Raw genomic sequence first — 18,658 nt, forward strand, 5'->3', positions numbered from 1 at the left:
TTTAGAACCATTTGCCGCGCCCGCGGAAATGCTATTGTTTAATTCCCGTCAATGCAATACTTTCAATAATGTAGCGCTGCAGGAACAAGTAGACGACAACGACCGGAATAAGGCTCACTGTAGTTGCCGCCATAATAATGGACGGCTGTTGGTTGATGCCGTTGTTATAGGTGAACATGGCCAACCCGATCTGGATTGTATATTTATCTGGAGTTTTGAGCGCAAGCAGCGGCCACAGCATATCGTTCCACACTCCGAGAAAAAGCAAAATGATCATCGTTGCGATAATGGGAGTGCATAAAGGAAAATAAATTTTCCAAAAAACCGAGAATTCGCTGGCTCCATCAATGACCCCTGCTTCCCTTAAGCTGGATGGCAATTGATCGATGAACGCCTTCGCCAGGAACGTACCGAACGCATAGTTCATAGCGGGCAGGTAGAATGCCCAATACGTATCAATCAGCCCGATTTTGCTGAATAACAGATACTGCGGGATCATCGTCATCTCGAACGGGATCATCATTGTGCTTAATGCCAGCAGCAAGACGATGTTCGCTCCTTTGAAACGGATTTTGGACAAGGAATAACCCGACAGCAGCGCGGACATAGCACTTACAAAAATAACTCCGGCGCTGACCAGAACCGAGTTCAATATATACCTGCCCATTGGAATGTTGGTAAAAGCCGCTTCATACGTCTTCAAGGACGGCTCTTCCGGCCAAATCTTCGGAGGGAAAGTAATGTTTAGACGGGCCCCCCAGTCAAAGCTTGTGATCAGCATCCATAAAAATGGAATGATCATAACAAAAGAGCCAAGAAAAAGAAGGATGAAAAGGAAGGTCTGTGTCGCGGTTTCCCTTCTTCGTCGACTGCCGACTTCGGGCTGCACCAATGGTGATTGCGGCTGCAGGGTGTTGGTTTGGGACAATGCTCTCCCCCCTTAAGAAGTTTCTACTTTAACTGCCATTCGACTTCTCATGGACTCGCCCCCCGAATGGTCAATAAAAATAAATAGCTTTAATCGTCTGCGACAAGCTTCTCCCCTCCAAAGTAAGCGTTTACCATTATATTCGGTCCTTATGGTTACGGGAACAGGCGCAATATAATTTTGTGGAATCCCGCTCTTTTACGCTCTTGAGAAGCTTCTAACGGGCTTCAATAACAGGGACGGTTTAGTCGATGCTGTTCTTCCTCCGATTCATCAGCATCATGAAGATAGTCAAAATCAAAATGATAATGAACAGTAAATAGGAAGCTGCCGTCGCCACTCCCATCTGGGAAGCGAGGAAAGCATTACGGTAAATGTACAGAACTGCGGTCATTAAGCTGCCGCCCGGATTGCCTGCGGTGCCTCCGATTAACCATACATCGGTAAATCTCTTCATTCCGCCGATCGTTCCCATAATCAGCATGAAAACAAAAATCGGCCTCAGATACGGAATTGTGATGTAGTACCACCGCTTCAGCCCTCCCGCTCCATCCACCTCCGCCGCTTCATACAGATCCCGGGGAACGCTTTGCAGGCCGGCGAGGAAAATGATCGTATTGTAGCCAAGAGCTCCCCATAAACTCATCAGCACGATGCTGAACCGGGAATATCGGGGATCGGTGAACCAGCCGACCGGCTCGATATTGAACCAACCGACAACGAAGTTCAGCAATCCTTCTTTAGCCGGATAAAACAGAAAGGAGAATAACAAGCTGGTGGCAACAGCCGAGACAACGTTGGGAAGAAAATAAACGCCTTTAAAAAAGTTTTTACCCAGATCCCATTTCAGACTATTGATCAAGCTTGCGAGGATAAAGGATAAACCAATTCCAAGAATAACTGAGAATATGCCCATATAGAACGTGTTGTATAAAGACTGCCAGAAAATCGGATCCTTCATAACATACTCGTAATTGCTCGCACCAACCCATGTGCCGGACATCGCGGATCCGCCGGTCTGGAGGAAGCTCATATACAGGGCGGCAAACATGGGATATATGGCGAACGCCAGCACTCCGATAATCAAAGGGGTGCTAAACAAATAACCCATCCAGTCGTTGCGGGTAAGGAATCGTTTGCGGCGTCGCACAGGTACTCGCGGTCGATCGATATCCACTCCGGTTTTTAAGGGCAAGTCAAGATCCCTCCTCCGATGTCGAAATTCCACTTTATTTACTTACAAACCCAGTTTGGTGTGGGCATGCCCCAACTGTTTGGCGGGCTACGCTCCAACCGTCTGACTCCATTATCCTTTCCTCCAAAGGCAGCCTGACAGAGAAAGCATGGACTACTGTGTCTGCATTCCAAGCTACCGCCACCTCCGTCGCCGCTACCACCTCCCTGGTTCACAGAAATAAGGTATCACCAAAAATACTACAACTGCCAACGGCTAACGCCAATGTCATAGAATCACTTAATTTTGCACAATTTTCAGATAATTATGATAATACATCTTAATCATTTATCCCATTAACCAATAAAAGTGGAGCATTTTCAGTTAGGGGTGGATAAAAATCAGCTAAGGCGATCTTAACGAAAAGTTTACCCGATGTTGATTTATCTCTAACAGATTCCAGGTAGTCTAAACATAAGGTAGAAAAAGGCTTTACTATGACCTACATTATCTTCAGGGAGGTTGATCGAATGAAACTGGCGTTATTGGGTGATCTGCATTATCCGCGATTACATCATGGCACACCCGAGCTGATTCGCATCCGGGACCGGTTCTACAGCGGAATGCTTCGGCAATTCGCACTAAGCCGTGCGGATGTCTACATTTCATTGGGAGATCTTACGAACGAAGGGGTCCCCGAAGAACTGTCCGGGATAATGGAGTTATGGAAGGATTGCTCGCCGGGAAATAAGCTGGTCCATGTCATCGGCAACCACGACGCTTATTCGCTGCCCAAATCAGAAATTCGGACCTATACAAGGCAGGAACGATATTATTCTGTCGATACAGATGAAGCGGTGCTGTTAATTGTAGATACGGCAAGAGAAATGAACCCGCGGGATTGGGGAGGGTTCCTCGACTCCGAGCAGCTCGATTGGCTGGATGCGAAGATCATCGAATCTGCGAGCAAGCCTGTGCTTGTCTTTGCTCACCATCCTGTATACGATACGACCTCCCGTTCGACTCAGGATAAGCTGTCCGTTCATCCCAAGGTTGATATCTGGAGTATTTTAAAGAAAAAAAAGGGTTACGGCTTCTACTTCAATGGCCATAACCATCAAAATTCAATCTGTCGCCGAGACCAGTGGCACTTTATTCAGACGGCCGCTTGTCTCGATATTCCGGGCTACCGTCTGGTAGAAATCAAGGACGGCCTAATCCAGATCCAACTCGTCCGCCTTATAGATGATCAGATGCTGGAGCAAGCTGAGTCGCTAGGGTTGCAAATGGTCTACTTCCACCCTATGACGGAAGCGCTCGGCCAGTCTCGGGATTGGAACCTGACGATTTCTCTGACAGATTCCAGCGCCGTAATCGGGCTATAACTATATAAACTGACTATCCCGCACTTTCGAATGGCTCTCTCGATCTTGCCCCTTATCGTTCATGGAGTGCTTGAATTCCATTGGACTCAGGCCGGTGTGCTGCTTGAATACCCGGCTGAAATAACGGAAATCGCTAAAGCCTATCTTATCTGATATTTCGGATACCGTATCTGAGGTCTGCATGATTAGCTGCTTAGCCCTGTCCACCCGGATTCCATTCAAATAACGGGTGAAATTGATGCCGGTTTCCAGCTTGAAAAGCTGGGATAAATAATTTTTATTCATATGAAAATGCTTGGCTGTTTGCTCCAGTGTAATTTTGTTGGCATAGTTCACGGATAAGTAGCTTTGAATTTCCACGATGACTCTTCTTCTCCCCGTATCCATCAGCCTCCGCTTGCGGTCCAGCAAGTAAGAGCAATACTGCTTCAGGCTGTCCTTGGTCCGGTCGATGCTCCAATGAAGGTTGAACCCCCGTGCCCCCCATTCTTCGACCGGGCCTACATCTTTAGCAGACGGATAGCTGTTAAGCTCCATCGCACACACTCTCATTAAAGCGGCCGCTTTATCGATACATATCTCCGCAGTTCGGATGGAGCAACGGTCTTCCTGCAGCAAGGCAAAATACTCCTCAATCGTCTCCAGTGCCTCCTCTTCTTTGCCATAGGTAAGCGCATGCGTGATCCGCTGCCGGAAACGGCTGTCAAAGAGAGCGATCAGGTCACAATCTTTGCCGGCATTCGGCTGGACAAGCGAGTCCGACGAATCCTCCGGATAGTCCGGCAATTCACGACTATGCACAGTCGAGCTCTCCTTGCGAAACATGTTTAACTCTGCGGCTTTCTTCGCATTGTGGTAGGCTGTTAACAGACGCTCCAAATGGCACAGGCCGCTTATGCCAAAACGAACGTCCAGCTTAAGATATTTCTGGATATGACCAGCCAATTCTATCCACCTTCGGGTCAGTCTGTTTTCATAGTCGCACAGGCTTTCTTGCGGGCGGCTATCCATGATGAATACATATTCGTCATGCTCCACTGTGAAGAAATCCAGATCTTCATATTTTTTAATAAAGTCCTCGATCAAATTGATCAGCGAGAAGCTGATCAGGTAGCTGCCGTCTTCGCCGAATCGAAATAAAGCCTCCTTCAAATTCACTTGCATGACTGTCACGGAGAACCGGGAAAGAGTCGAACGGAGACGGTACAGACTGGACATTTCTTTGATCTGAGCTGCCGCATGCTTATAGGTCAGAATATCTCTAAAGAAGCTTCCCACTTTATAGTGATCCTCCGTCAGGACGCTCTGCCTTCCGCTCTTCGGCTTTTTCTCCTCTATCATTTGTTTAGCGATTCTGCTAACGCATTCCGTCAGGTCATCGGGCCGGATCGTCATCTTCAACAAATAATCGGAGGCCCCAAGCAGCAGGGCTTCCTTAACATACGCGAAATCATTGGTGCAGCTTAAGACAATAAATTTGCAGGAGGACTTGCGGGCTTTGACCTGCCGGATCAGCTCCATTCCATTGATGTCCGGCATGATCATATCGGTAATGATTAAATCGGGCTGCCAATCGTCTAAACGGTCTATAACTTCCTTCCCACTTGACGCTTCCTCTACCCTGCTGAAACTCAGCTCTTTCCAGGGTACGGAAAGACGGATTCCATGACGGACAATGGCCTCATCGTCAACTATGACCAGATTCAGCATCCTCATCCTTCCTTTCGTTATTAAGGCAGTGTGACCGCAACTATCATCCCTTCTCCGGAGCGCTTTCGCGCTGGTCCTGTGGTATTGCCTTCCTGCTCCACAATGACCACCGTCCGGTATCGCTGTATTATATTCGTTGGGATGTAATCTTTTTCCTACTGCGTTCGAGGGAAATAATGGTCTTTAATCCTGAATAAGGTTTCCAAGCCGGGAGGAGACATTAATTGGGAGGCATTATTCCGAAGATAAACTAATTCAGTGGGGAGGATTCTCTGATTAAGGTGCAAATGTACACCCCAATCCTGTAGATTTAGCAACTAGAGCCCCACTAGTTGCGACTCTCTAAATCATCAGACTTATTGAAATGCCATTTGGAACAACCCATGGTCATTAAGTGTCTATCATTCAAGAAGAGACAATCTACTTAGCAAGAATAATAGATTTGCCTAAATATTTAGCGGAGGATAGATCTAGGATGCTGCTGGATTGACCATTATTTATTAAAAGAACGAGAGTAAACGTAAAGGGGGGTACATAATGACCTGGATCATCGTTATTCTGCTCTTAATCAATACGGCCATTCTATTAAACATTAATTACAAAATTAAAGGACGGGATTTGGCCCAGGAGGCCTACGAGAGAGATCAGCAAAATAAACAGCGAAACTAAAAGAAAGGAAAAGCGTACCTATTTATGATTAAGGAAGGAAGTGTGGCGATTTGAAAAAGCTTACGACAGGAATATGCTGTGGTGTCGTGGCCGTGCTGCTTACAGCCGCCGTATCCTCCAACACTATCCAGGCTACGCTGTTTCCCAGTATGGTAACGATTCATAATGGAAGTCAAGTAACCGCTATCGATGGGGAGAATGAAATCATTAACTATAATAATAAAGCCTATATTCCCCTGCGAAGCTTTGCAGAAGCGATGGGAGCTGATGTAAATTACCAGTATGCTTCCGATCAGACCAATGGAAGACACCTGATCGACATTACTCCTAAGCCTCCGCTTCAGTGGGAATTGTCCACCTGGTTAGCCTCCACGGCATCCTGCTATGTAACTCCATTCTATATTATCCCTACTATACCGAAGTCGGGAGTGGAGAACATAGACGAGCTGCCGCGGTAGGTTGTTCAGTCCGAATGACCACGCGGCGTGGCGCGATAGATGCCCCTTATTAGTTGACCGGCCCTTTCTTACCGGAATTTAACAAGTGCGGTGAGAAAGGGCCGGCTTTTATTGTTTGGAAGCATTTTTGCTAACTATACTTTTCCTATACGAATACGATGAAATTTAAGTATGTTAATAAATCGTTTGGCCCGAACGGTTCCATAGGCTGGAAGCCATCAATTGATCGGCGAAGGTTCTGAACTGCTCGAGATCAATTTGCTGCTCGGAATCGGACAGCGCCTCTGGCGGATTCGGATGGACCTCCACCATCACCCCATCGGCCCCGGCGGCCAGAGCAGCCTTGGCGCATGGAAGCAATATATCTTTACGCCCCGTCGAATGACTGACATCGACCAGTACCGGCAAGTGACTCTCCTGCTTCAGGATCGGCACGGCGGAAATATCAAGTGTATTGCGCGTCCACTTCTCATAGGTACGAATGCCTCTTTCAATGAGCATTACCTTTCCGTTGCCGCCAGACACAATGTATTCGGCCGCCATCAGAAATTCCTCCAGCGTCGCGGCCAGCCCTCTTTTTAACAAGACGGGCACTTGCATCTTTCCGGCCTCCTTAAGCAGCTCGAAATTCTGCATGTTCCGGGCGCCGATCTGCACGATGTCCAGGTAGGGAGCGGCGGCTTCCAAATGAGCGGGCGTGACTACTTCGCTAATCGTCAGCAGGCCAAATTCATCGGCCACTTCCTTCATCAGCTTCAGCCCATCGATTCCGAGTCCCTGGAAGTCATAGGGCGAAGTCCGCGGCTTGAAGGCTCCCCCTCGAATAATTCGCACTCCCTTCTCCCGCAAAGCCTCCGCCGTCTGGCGCATCTGATCATAGGACTCGATCGAACACGGTCCAGCGATCAGCTCGGTGCTGCCCCCTCCAAGCTCCAAGTCGCCGAAACGAATGACCGTATCTTCCCTCTGGGCTTGGCGGCTTACTCTAGGCACGGGACGAGACGGCTTGGCGGGCGCTTGAGTCGCCTTGACAATTTCTTGGAGCAGGCGCCGGATCGTGCTTCCATCCAATGAATAACCATCCGGCTCTTTATTCGCCGCTTCGTCCCATACCGATTCTACATATCGGATAGACCGAGCGCTGGACTCGGGTGGGAGCTCCTTGAACAAGCGAGATCTTTCGTTCAATAGTCGAATAAGAACATTGTCGATTTCATTAACTTTTCCCTGAAGGGCATGGAGCTGCTGATTATTCATAGGTGATCTCTCCTTTAATTTTTTTGTTTTTATGAGAAAGCTCTTTATTGGCGATAATTGGTCAAGTTAGAACATCAGATGAAACTAAAAAAGCCGCCTAACTCCGGGACGCGTCGACGTGGTACCACCCGAATTTAGACAGCTTCAATACACAAGCTTCTCTCTCGATCATGATAACGGTGTGAAACCGGAACTCTCCTATTGGGCATAATGCCGTTCAGAGGTCAGCTTAGGAGTGAACTTCGGCTAACCGTACCCCCGGAACGCTCTCAGTCTACCGGCGTTCCGTCCCTGTAGGGACTGTTTCGCTTACTCTCTCCGTCATAGCTATTGGAAAAATGTAAATTTTCACATTATTATATGCATGTTTTTCGGAGGTTGCAAATACGTGCTTAACAGCGAACCAGCTTTAAAGCAGCAAAGCTAGTCATTGATCCTCTTTCAGGCATTTCCGAGGGTCTATGTGAACCAGCTGCCATTTCCCCTGCGGATCTTGGCGATACTGGGCGACCAGCACATCGGTATCATTCGTCAGTTGAACAAAAATAAACCGATACTCCTTCCCATCCGTCCCGGAAAAATCGATCTGTTTAACGTAGCCTTCCTGCAGGGTAGGCTCTCTCTTCTTTACCAGCTTGCACCAATTCCCATACTCGATGTCCACCACGGCCTCGGCCATATGACTCCAACCATGATAGGCAGCGCACAGGAAGTCTTCACCGTGCAGCTCAACATCAGAAATTTCATAACGGTCCCCGATTTTCTGAATATAAACATAGCCGTAATAATAAGCGAAGGGAGTCAACGGCTTCGAAGAACCTTCAATCGTCTCCAGCTCGATAAAATACCGCTGTTCCTTCGGTCGATCCGGGTCCGCGGGAACAGGCTTCAGCTTGATGAGATTAATATGGGCGATCTCCTGGAAGGACTGGACATACGCCTTGAATGGCAATCTATCCCGGTAAGCCTCTGTCAAAAAATGATACGCAACCGGATAAGGAAGCTTCGCATTTCCTACCGTTCCGCACCCGCCGGTCGTTTCGCACAGATTCTCAGCCTCTCTAAGAATGCTGAAATAGTTGAGAATCGTGTTGTCGGGAGTGTCCATCAGGGAGGAAGGAAGTTCAATTTCATCGATTTTTTTATTATAATATGCATCAAAAAAGGAGGAGGGGACCCTGTCGTTGAGAACAGGCAGCTTGGAGGGGCGAAAATACCGCTCCACCTCATGTTCCGAGCGAATCGAAGCATTAGTTGGAATGGGTGTAAATTCCAAGCATGCGGATTCTGGGGTTACCTTCGCTCCCATGACGGTTAAATTCGAAGCGTCTTCACTTGGAGTTAGCCAAACGGCCAAAGCCGCTCCCAGAAGTAACATGAAACCAACGAGCCATTTAATTTGTTTCATCCTCAAAGTCAGAAAAATGATTATCCCCCCTTATTAATATCATTTATGATATTAATTTTTCAGTTCGCAAACATTTATATTAATCTTGGGTTGGGTTCATTCTTGGGTTCATTCTTGGGTTCGTTCTTGGGTTCGTTCTTGGGTTCGTTCTTGGGTTCGTTCTTGGGTTCGTTCCTGGATTCGCTACTTGTACCCATTTCATTTATCCTTATTTACTCCATACCCTAGGCTTACTTTTCAGGGAAGAATAGATTACAAGAGGACTGGCTGTCCCTATGAATATATTCGGACTATACGCTGGAAAGAACCATCCGTGTATCCTTCCCAATGATGTATTATTTATATCATTATCGACAATAATAATAATAACGATGATGATGAGCGCAAAGTAATTGACGTGAAATCGTGAAGTGAAGCGTAGTACGTAGTGGAAGCAGCTTAACCCCGAAGTCAGTGCTCGACTTCCTGTTCACGCTCAAACTGGATTTTATACATGTGAATTTAGTGAGATCAGACGAATATTGTAAATCTAGCCAATCTGTCCATACCATCGTTACATGGAATATAGGTGAAGTTTAGAAGTAAACATGGTATGGAATGTAGGTGAAGTATAGGTGAAGCGCGACAGGGCTAATCGTCCAATAGTCCTGACTGTAAAAGCAATCGCTCAAATCGTAATGCAAAAATGCAGGTAATTTGGCTGTATTCAGCTATTTCTCCCAAATGACGTGCGAAAGTGCATGTCATTGACCACCTTAATCCAAAAATCGGCCAAAACACTAAATTCAACTGCATATTTGCATGTCATTAGCTGATTTCAGCCGAACTCCCCGCAAAGACCTGTATTTTTGCAGGTTAATCGCGGGTTTCCCATCTCACGCCTCAAGACCGGTCTATCATCACCTGTCTCCTAGCAATCCACCTCCCGTCTCAAAAATGAGAAAGAACCCCCTCCCCGCCACTATACAGCACCATTTTAAGTGTGCTGGAAGACAGAGAAGCGAGGTCCTTAACTTGACCTGCGTATTATTTTATATCACTTCAACGGTTCAGATCCTTTCTGATCGCTCTATATCACTTAGACGCTTCCATATCATGCAGCAACTCGATAATGTAGATGACATTACGAATGATATGATACGGGTCTTTAACCGGCAGCGCCACGACCTTGTCGATCGGTTCGCCGTTCTGCTTCCGAATTTGAATCCATTCTCCCACTTCCTTATTCGGGTTCGGAAATGTGGAGAAGGTGTAATCGTGGATTTTCTTATAATCGCATACAAACTGCTCGTCCCCACTGAGCCGATAGCACAGCAGAGTCGTATAGAGCGCCTCGGAATGCGGCCACCACAATTTATTGGCCCAATTGTCCCTGATTTGCTTGACCATCGGTTCATTCTCCAGACCCGCCGGCGCCTCGCCAACAGGAGGGCCGCCGCAGCGGTCAATGAACAGGAGCAGGCCGCCGTGTTCGCTATCCCACCCCAGCTCGACCATCTTGCGGGTCGTCTGAATCGCTTGGGGAATGTAGGATTCCAGATTCAGCTTCTGCGCCGCGTGAATGAGGAACCACATGTCTTCAATGACATGGCCGGGATTGCAATACCGTCCCAGCAGCGTATCCTCACGCCGGTTATCCGCTAGAATCTTTTCATTGAGAACACCCGAATCGTCCCTAAAATGAAGGGTGATTTCATCCATATCCCGCTTCATATTAGCCGCAAGTCTGTCCGTATCGGTATCCTTCAACGACACGGAGGCTTCCCACAGCTCCTGGGTTACATTCAGCAGGATCATCGGAATGTTATGCGATTTATATCCTTTGGGCGTAGGATAAGGGGCCATATAATACTCGTTACGGTCGATGCGATCCGTCACGGAGTCATATAGCTTTCGTGCAAAAGCAAGAGTTTCGTTGTCCCCCGCTTCTGCTGCATATTTGGCCAAGCCTGCGATGACAAAGCAGTCGGCAAAGATGCTTGAGTCATACGAGTCGCCCGGGGTATTCACTTTAGGGTTCCCTTGTTTGTCCATGACAAAGGTGCAGTGCCCATTGTCAAGCAGACAGTGCTTCTTTAAAAATTCAGCCCCATGCCGAGCCAGATTCAGAAATTGCTTCCTCTCCTCCTCGTTGAAAATGTCCGCTGTCGTAGATGCCAGCTTGGCGTACATCCAGACGAACCTGCCTTGGGACCATGTATATTTATCTTCACTGACGAGCACTTCTCCGGTATTGTCATAGCAATTATAATAACCTCCATCTTCCCAATCGACGGAACGAAGCCAGAACGGCAGCAGCGTATTTTGTAAATGATCTGTATAAAAATCTAGTAAGGCCTGTCTATCCAGTGACTCCATTATCATCGTGTCCCTCTTTTCCTTCCGTGCCTAAATATTCCCTTACGACCCTGGCCATCTCGGAAAGATCCTTGTCGCCGTAACCTTTGAGGTGTCCGAGACGCAAGAGCGTCAAGCCTCCGTCCAGAATGAAGGAGGGCATCGAATATTCCTCGAACAGCTTCTTCACATAGGTAATATCTTTAAGTGCCAGGTCGAGAGAAAACGACGGATCGTAGGTTTGGTTAACAATCTTGGAACCGTTGCTCTGATACATCGCGCAGTTCACTCCGCTCTGCCCCATCGTCTCAAACAGCTTCTGTGTGTCAAAACCGAGCTTTTCGGCCAGCGGAAAAATTTCCGCATAAAGCGCAGTATACATAATGGCCAAATAGTTGTTGGCCAGCTTGGCGATATTTCCGGCCCCGGGCCCTCCCATGTATTGAACACCTCGGGAAGCGAAGCTGGCGATAATCCCCCGGGTAGCCTCGAATGTCTCTCGATCTCCTCCGAACGTAACGATAAGCGTCCCTTGCTCGGCATGAATCGGCGTTCCCGTCAGTGAAGCGTCAGCGAAGCGGCCTCCTGCGGCGGTAACCTTGTCATATAACTGTCTTGAGGACAGCGGATAGCTCGTGCTTAAATCGATAATAGATTTGCCTTCCACTCCCTGGGCTATAAATTCCAGAACGGTCTCTTCCACTTGAACAGAGCTTGGCAGCGATAAAAATATAATGTCACACCGGTTCAACAGCTCACCCGGGTCCTGCGCGATAGCAGCGTCAGAGGCAAACAGCTGCACTTGCTCCTTATTAATATCATAAACCGTAACGGCGTACTCTTGCAGAATTAAATTTCGACAAATTCCCCGGCCCATTCTTCCCAGTCCGATTATTCCAATCTTATTCACAGTCGTAACCCTTCCTTCTAGTTGTATGCAAGGATAAACGGCTATCTCCGTCCTTTGGACAGGCGCGTTTACCGATGAAATATAAGAGCAGGTATAAGGTGAAAACTTATACTTTCTTAAATTGTGAGAAAAGGGCAATCGCACCCGCTATCAGAGTACGCCGCCCGTTCCCTATATATATGGCACTAAAGAAAGCTTCATTCCGTTCCGAAGGAAAGTGCCTCCAAAGCTTCAAACATCTTGTTTTGTATTCCTTCTATATGGATGGGCCTTCGGATGGTTGGAATACAAAGCCAAAACTCGCCCTGGAAGCATCTTTCTTTCTCCACTTCATGAGCTTTGAAATCTTTAGTGCCGAGTATATAGTTACTGGGATTGCTTTTCCTTATCTATCAACTCTTGAAATTCCTTCTGCGCCTTGTCTACAAAGTTCTGAATATCCTTACCTTCAATAGCCGCGCTAATCGGTTGACTGATAATATCTCTGGCTTCCGCCACGCCGATCACCTGGGGCCGATCCGACCCGACTCCGATTTTGCTGCTTTCGGTAATCACCTTGACCAGATCAGCCGGCCAATCCTTGGTCGATTCCGGATTATCCCACACCGATTGTCTGGCTCCGGGATTTCCGGCGGATTGCGTTTTAAGAGTCGTTTCCTTGCTTGTCGCCCATTTAATAAATTCCGCTGCCGCTTCTTTATTTTTGGAGAATGGGCTGATCGACAGCCCGCCGGAGCTTACATTAAAGGTTTTGGCCCCTGCCGGTCCGGCCGGGAACATGGCGTAACCTACCTGATCACTGACCGCGGATTTGGATGGATCCGCAACGTTGATGTAGATCGCATCGGCATCCGTGAACATGGCCACCTTGCCTTGAGCGAAAGCGTTAGCTGCCTCGGGCCAGTGCATGTTAATCGTCCCTGGCGGGCCGTATTTGTTCAGAATATCGCCGTAAAATTGAAAGGCCTGCATCGCTTCCGGCGTATTCAAAGTAGCCGTGTCTCCCTCATGAAATTGACCTCCGAAGCTGAAGAGGTAGCTGGAAAATTGCGTGACCGCGACCGACTTTTTCCCGCGGGCAACAAATCCGTACATGCCGTTAGCCGGATCGTGCAGCTTCTCCGCAGCCGCCATCATCTCGTCGAGCGTAGCAGGCACAGCAATATTGTGCTTCTCAAATAGATCTTTCCGATAATACAGAATTTCACGCTCGGTCGTAATCGGGATCCCGATCAGCTTGCCTTCGTAGGTGACCGAATCGAGAGCGGAAGGGATAAAATCATCCAGATCATATTCCCCGTCCCCTTTGAAATAGCTGTCGAGCGGCTCCACCCAGCCATTTCGGGTGAACAGCTTGGTTTCGTCAAGAGGGCGAATAAACATCACATCGAGAGACGAGGTTTTAGCCGTCATTTCTACAGCCATCTTATTGCTCGTCTGCTCCTGACTGTACGATTCCACATTGACCTTGATCCCGGTTTGTTCTTCGAATTCCGGAAGCAGCGTTTTGATCGAATCCAGCCATGGATGAACCGCCATCATGAAACGAATAGTCGTCCCTGCATAAGGCTTGTCCTTATCGACCTGCCCCGCAACTTCGGGGGCTTTCCCTTGATCCGGACCACTCGCCGAGCCGCAACCGGTTAACATTCCCGCGACCATAACCGAGGCCAGCATTGCGGACAGGGCCTTTGCTTTTCTCTCCATACTTTAACCCTCCTGAATCTTTGTACTTAATTATTATGAACCCCGTTGTAAGTTGTCATGTCTGACCGGATGCTTTCATCTGAATCGCTCCATATCCGGAAGCGATCCCGCTTTTTCACCACCCCCTTCCAACAAGTTCAAAGCTCCTTCCTGCCCTATCCTTTAACCGCGCCGGCTGTCAGGCCTTGAATAATAAACCGCTGTGCCAACAAAGAGAGAATCAGAATCGGGATCGTGATGAGAACGGCTGCTGCCATTAAGGCTCCCCAATCAATCACCGCATACGAAATAAAGTTAAAGATGGCAAGCGGCAGCGTCTGAGTATTCCCGCCGGAAAGCGCCATGGAGAAAACCAGGTTATTCCATGAAAAAATAAAGGAAAGCAGCGATGCGGTAACTACGCCCGGTATGGACAGCGGAAGGATAATCCGCAGGAACACTCCGACGACCGACGAACCGTCGACTATGGCAGCTTCCTCCAATTCTCTGGGCAGTGAGTCGAAATACGGGATCATGATCCAAATAATAAAGGGCAAATTAATCAACAGATGGCTTAGGGACAGCGCAAAATGGGTGTCAACCAGACCGAGCCTGGAAAAAATGATATACCACGGAATCAGGAAGGTAATTCCCGGAATAAAACGGACCATCAAAATGATCAGTCCCAGTATGTTCTGCCTGTAGCGGGAAATGGCGTAAGCCGCCGGAAGCCCGAGCAGAATCGACAACGCAGTCGATGCCACTCCGACGATCGCACTGTTCACGATCGGTTTAACGAACTCATACTCGCTAAAGACCGTCCTGTAATTATTCAAAGTCGGCTGAAAAATAAACAGTTTGTCCATCGACATAATTTGGACCTGCATTTTGAACGAAGCCAGAATCATCCAGATAAACGGAAAGCAGACGACAAGTAAAACCGCAGCCAGACCGGCATAGAAAAACATCGGGTTCCCCCTCTTCAGGACGGCTCGCGAGACATGCACATGCTTATCCTCTTGAAGGTTCGCTTTCATTAATGATCCACCCCCACCTTATTGCGCACAAAAACAAACAGGAGGCTAATGATGGCAACAAGCAGAAGAAACAGCATAATGAGTGCCGAGCCTAAACCGATCTTGAAATAACCGAAGCCAAGTGTATATCCGTATGTATTAAGCGTTTCCGATGCTGTCCCCGGTCCGCCTTGGGTTGTCGCATAGATAATATCGAACGTCTTGAGCGCATCGATCATCCGCAGCAGCATGGCTACAACAATCGTCGGAATCAGGAGAGGAAATGTGATTTTCCAGAAAATTTGCCAACGATTCGCCCCGTCCACCACCGCAGATTCGTAAGGCTCTTGAGGAAGCGTTGTCATTCCGGCAAGCACGATCAAAGTCACCATAGGGGTCCATTCCCATATGTCGATCAGCATAAGCGAATGCAGCACCGTATCCGATGAAGTCAGCCACAGCTGCGGACCCAGCCCTAATTTGCCGAGCAAGGTATTGGCCAATCCGACGGTCGGTTCATAAATAAGCATCCATACCATGGCAATCGCCACCGGTGTGGAAACCATCGGCAATAAGAACAGCGTTTTGACGACATTTTTAAGTGCAAAGTGACGGTTGAGCAGCACCGCGATCGCCACTCCGAGAACGGTTTCGACCAGTATGGCGCCGAATGAAAAATAGAGGGTATGCCAAGTCGCTTCCCAAAATCTTGAATCCGTCAGCAAGGAAATGTAATTAGCGAAGCCGACCCATTGAGGCGGGGTCATGCCGGACATGCTCCACTCGTGCAGGCTGATCCAGGCCGTATAGCCCAGTGGAAAAATAACCATCAGCACGACAAACAGGACGGCTGGAAGGGAGAAGAGATAACGGATGTTCCTGTCAATCCAGTTAATAACCATGAGGGATCACCTTTCCTGCTGTGCTAGAGCATTTTTTTTAATGGGGGGAATTGCCTGTCGGCCGACTCCTTGAAATAATTCGGGTACTTCTTCAGCAAAGCATCCTTCTCAAAACGGGTCTTCAAGTGGGATCTGAGCTCCTGCTCCACCATTTCAAAGTTACGGTTGCGAATATACTCTACGATTCTCATATGCTGCAAAATAATAGTTTCCCAGTCAAAATAGACCGCCAGCAGCAAATTCCTGAACCGTTTATAATGGCCCAGCATCTGCTGAATGACGTTCCAGGTCCATTCCTTGCCGCATTTAATAAACAGCGTGCGATGAAACTCTTCATCCAGAGCGTGCAATTTCTCTAAATTGGCCTTCTCGTAGTCGCTATTCCCGCTGTAGATGACTTGCTGTGAAATAAGCGCCTCCAAATCCAGCAAGTCTTTCTCCTCGAAGGTCGCGCAGGCGATTCTCAATATCGCCGCTTCCATATGCTCGCGCACAAACCGGGCTTCATCGACCTGCTCCAAATCGATCAGGGATACAAAGGAGCCCTTCTGAGGATAGATCACAATCAGCTCTTCCTCCGCCAGCTTAATGAAGGCTTCTCGCGTAGGAGTCCGGCTGACCTTAAGCTTCTCGGAAATTTCCTTCTCGGAAATCAAGGTTCCCGGCTCCAGCTTCATGTTTAATATATTATTTTTCACAATTTCATAAACGTAATCCCGATTTGAGCCTCTCTGGGTCACCAATGATCATCTGCTCCCTGCTCTTTTATTCTTCTAGTATACTAGTACACTAGCATTTTTGTTTCCATAAATCAACATAATTTACCATTTTATTTGAAAGTTTCCCTTTTTATTTATTTATTTTGCGAAAAAAGACAAATTTCGTAGAAGATTGGATAGCACTAAAAAAGTTGATCGGCCTTCCCGGCAAAAAAAAGAGTCTTTCGCCTATAGAGCAAAGGACTCTTATAGGGAAAAGACTCTTGGCCTAGTTCATGCTGCACTAACGTTCAATCGATTACTTCGCTTTTGCCGCTAAATAAGCTTCTTTGTACTGAGCGGCCTTCTTCGCTACGAGGCTGAAGTCTCCGGTTTTGGCCGCCTCGGACGTAAGATCCGAGCCGATGCCGACCGCCACCGCTCCCGCGCGGATCCAATCTCCCAGATTATCCAGCGATACGCCCCCCGTAGGCATGATATTGGCCTGTGGAAGCGGGCCCTTGATCGCTTTGATCATCGAGGGGGAGAACAGGTTGCCAGGGAACAGCTTGACGATGTCCACGCCAAGCTCCAGCGCGCTCTGGATCTCCTGAATCGTCATAACCCCCGGCATCACCGGGATCCGGTAGCGGTGACACAGCGTAACCGTCGCCGGATTCAGCGACGGGCCGACCACGAATTCGGCTCCGGACAGAATCGCCGCCCTCGCCGTCTCGGGGTCGAGCACCGTTCCCACGCCGATAATGGCATACTTGTCCGGGTCCTCCGCAGTCACGGAGTAGCGCTTGCCCAATTCTTCTATCGCCCGCAATGCGAAGGGAACGGTCATCGTCACCTCTATCGCCTTGATCCCTCCGGCAATAGCCTGCTCGGCTATTTCCACCACTTCTTCCGGGGTCTCGCCGCGCAATACGGCGACAACGCCTTCCTCCATCAGTTGGTTGGTTACTAACAATTTTTTCATCCGCTTTTACACTTCCGTCCTGTTAAGGATTAGTTTCTTTTTTGTCCGTGTCACAAAAAATGATTTCGCCATGCGCCTCACATTGTAGTTTAACCACGGCCATGCATCGGCAAACCGTGTGCCGGGAGCTCCCATACGATGCATAATTCCCGGCCTGGGCTGCTGTCTACCTTTCCACATGGGCGACCCGGTTCAAAGTGGCCTGCACCTGATCCCAGGTGGGAATGCCTTCCCAATCGCCTTCCATCTGGATGACCATGGAGCCGATCAGGTTACCCAAGCGCACCGCTTCATCGAGCGAATAGCTCTTCAACAGGCCGGCGATAAACCCGGCGCAAAAGCCGTCTCCGGCTCCAACGGTATCGACGATCCGCTCCGCTTTGAAGTACGGGATCGCACGAACATCGCCCTGCTCCACGATGTAGGTTTCGTCCTCTCCGCCCTTGACGATAGACACGGCTTGCAGCCGGCCCAGCTCCTCCACGATCCGGTCGAAATCTTCCGTACCATACAGCAGCTTCAGCTCATCGAGGCCGGGAAGGAAATAATCTGCCTCTTGTGCAAACGTGAACAATACCTCTCGTGCTTGTTCGACATCCCATAGCTTCAACCGCAGATTCGGGTCGAAGCAAACCTTGACTCCGTTGCGGCGGGCTATTGCTATCGCCTCGGCGACGGTCTCCCGGCACGATTCGCTTAGCGCCGGAGTAATGCCGGTGACATGAAGAATCGATGCCTGACGAATGTAGGATTCGTCCAGATGCTCGGGCTTCATCCGGCTCGCTGCGGAATGCTTGCGGTAATAATAGACCGACGATTTGCCGGCTACGTTCTCCCGCAGAATAAGCCCTGTCGGCGCTTCCGGAGTCAATTCGGCGCGGGATACATCGACCCCTTCTCCGCGGATTCGCTTCAGAATCATCCGCCCCAGCGGGTCTTCGCCCAGCCGCCCGAACCAGCCCGCCCGGTGGCCCAGACGGGAGATGCCGATCGCTACGTTGCTTTCAGCGCCGCCGAACGATTTCTCCAACAGGGACGTATACTCGATCCCTTTGGAGCCATCCGGCATAAGAAGGGCCATCGTCTCTCCGAACGTGACCACTTCGGGTTGGAACATCTGCTTCCCGTCCGTCAT

At 48.8% G+C, this 18,658-nt stretch carries 16 protein-coding genes; 3 read left to right on the forward strand and 13 right to left on the reverse strand.

The features are described from left to right. Positions 1-31: 31 nt before the first annotated feature. Positions 32-889, reverse strand: a complete 858-nt coding sequence (locus KJS69_RS18780) for a carbohydrate ABC transporter permease (RefSeq protein ID WP_249730621.1) — start codon at positions 887-889, stop codon at positions 32-34. Between the two features lie 283 nt (positions 890-1,172). Next, positions 1,173-2,039, reverse strand: coding sequence for a carbohydrate ABC transporter permease (locus tag KJS69_RS18785; RefSeq protein ID WP_213585477.1), 867 nt, complete (start codon positions 2,037-2,039; stop codon positions 1,173-1,175). A 593-nt stretch (positions 2,040-2,632) separates the two neighbouring features. Between KJS69_RS18785 and KJS69_RS18790 the strand changes: the two genes are divergently transcribed. Next, the gene (locus KJS69_RS18790; RefSeq protein WP_213585328.1) at positions 2,633-3,487 is read left to right on the forward strand and encodes a metallophosphoesterase family protein; all 855 of its coding nucleotides are present in this window, start codon (positions 2,633-2,635) and stop codon (positions 3,485-3,487) included. On the opposite strand, the gene KJS69_RS18795 is transcribed toward KJS69_RS18790, so the two are convergent. Beyond that, on the reverse strand, positions 3,488-5,197 hold the full coding sequence (locus KJS69_RS18795) for a response regulator transcription factor (RefSeq protein WP_213585329.1): 1,710 nt from the start codon (positions 5,195-5,197) through the stop codon (positions 3,488-3,490). A gap of 537 nt (positions 5,198-5,734) precedes the next feature. On the opposite strand from KJS69_RS18795, the gene KJS69_RS30020 reads away from it, so the two are divergent. Beyond that, the gene (locus tag KJS69_RS30020; RefSeq protein WP_283777476.1) at positions 5,735-5,866 is read left to right on the forward strand and encodes a hypothetical protein; all 132 of its coding nucleotides are present in this window, start codon (positions 5,735-5,737) and stop codon (positions 5,864-5,866) included. A 50-nt stretch (positions 5,867-5,916) separates the two neighbouring features. Next, a complete protein-coding gene (locus KJS69_RS18800; RefSeq protein ID WP_213585330.1) occupies positions 5,917-6,324 on the forward strand; it encodes a stalk domain-containing protein in 408 nt (135 codons plus the stop codon). 174 nt (positions 6,325-6,498) lie between these two features. Here KJS69_RS18800 and KJS69_RS18805 read toward each other — a convergent pair whose 3' ends face one another. The 10 genes from KJS69_RS18805 to KJS69_RS18850 form a co-directional block, all read right to left on the reverse strand. Further along, positions 6,499-7,581, reverse strand: coding sequence for a bifunctional 3-deoxy-7-phosphoheptulonate synthase/chorismate mutase (locus tag KJS69_RS18805; RefSeq protein WP_213585331.1), 1,083 nt, complete (start codon positions 7,579-7,581; stop codon positions 6,499-6,501). Positions 7,582-8,008: 427 nt separating this feature from the next. After that, positions 8,009-8,989 carry a hypothetical protein gene (locus KJS69_RS18810; protein WP_249730608.1) on the reverse strand — a complete coding sequence of 327 codons (981 nt, stop codon included), beginning with the start codon at positions 8,987-8,989 and terminating at the stop codon, positions 8,009-8,011. 1,074 nt (positions 8,990-10,063) lie between these two features. Continuing rightward, a complete protein-coding gene (locus KJS69_RS18815; RefSeq protein ID WP_213585332.1) occupies positions 10,064-11,353 on the reverse strand; it encodes an AGE family epimerase/isomerase in 1,290 nt (429 codons plus the stop codon). Continuing rightward, on the reverse strand, positions 11,331-12,236 hold the full coding sequence (locus KJS69_RS18820; RefSeq protein ID WP_213585333.1) for an NAD(P)-dependent oxidoreductase: 906 nt from the start codon (positions 12,234-12,236) through the stop codon (positions 11,331-11,333). The genes KJS69_RS18815 and KJS69_RS18820 overlap by 23 nt, the downstream gene beginning before the upstream one ends. Before the next feature lie 366 nt (positions 12,237-12,602). Further along, entirely contained in the window at positions 12,603-13,943 is a 1,341-nt protein-coding gene (locus tag KJS69_RS18825) for an ABC transporter substrate-binding protein (protein WP_213585334.1), read from the reverse strand. Between the two features lie 155 nt (positions 13,944-14,098). Continuing rightward, entirely contained in the window at positions 14,099-14,959 is an 861-nt protein-coding gene (locus tag KJS69_RS18830; protein WP_306434417.1) for a carbohydrate ABC transporter permease, read from the reverse strand. Beyond that, complete coding sequence (locus tag KJS69_RS18835; protein WP_213585335.1) at positions 14,959-15,840, reverse strand: carbohydrate ABC transporter permease; 882 nt, start codon at positions 15,838-15,840, stop codon at positions 14,959-14,961. The genes KJS69_RS18830 and KJS69_RS18835 overlap by 1 nt, the downstream gene beginning before the upstream one ends. A gap of 23 nt (positions 15,841-15,863) precedes the next feature. Then, positions 15,864-16,580, reverse strand: a complete 717-nt coding sequence (locus KJS69_RS18840; RefSeq protein WP_249730622.1) for a GntR family transcriptional regulator — start codon at positions 16,578-16,580, stop codon at positions 15,864-15,866. A 277-nt stretch (positions 16,581-16,857) separates the two neighbouring features. After that, positions 16,858-17,523: a bifunctional 2-keto-4-hydroxyglutarate aldolase/2-keto-3-deoxy-6-phosphogluconate aldolase gene (locus KJS69_RS18845; RefSeq protein WP_213585336.1), complete on the reverse strand. Its 666-nt coding sequence runs from the start codon at positions 17,521-17,523 to the stop codon at positions 16,858-16,860. A 166-nt stretch (positions 17,524-17,689) separates the two neighbouring features. Next, positions 17,690-18,658: a sugar kinase gene (locus KJS69_RS18850; protein ID WP_249730609.1), complete on the reverse strand. Its 969-nt coding sequence runs from the start codon at positions 18,656-18,658 to the stop codon at positions 17,690-17,692.

It is taken from the genome of Paenibacillus sp. J2TS4 (assembly GCF_018403245.1).
Lineage (GTDB): Bacteria > Bacillota > Bacilli > Paenibacillales > NBRC-103111 > Paenibacillus_L.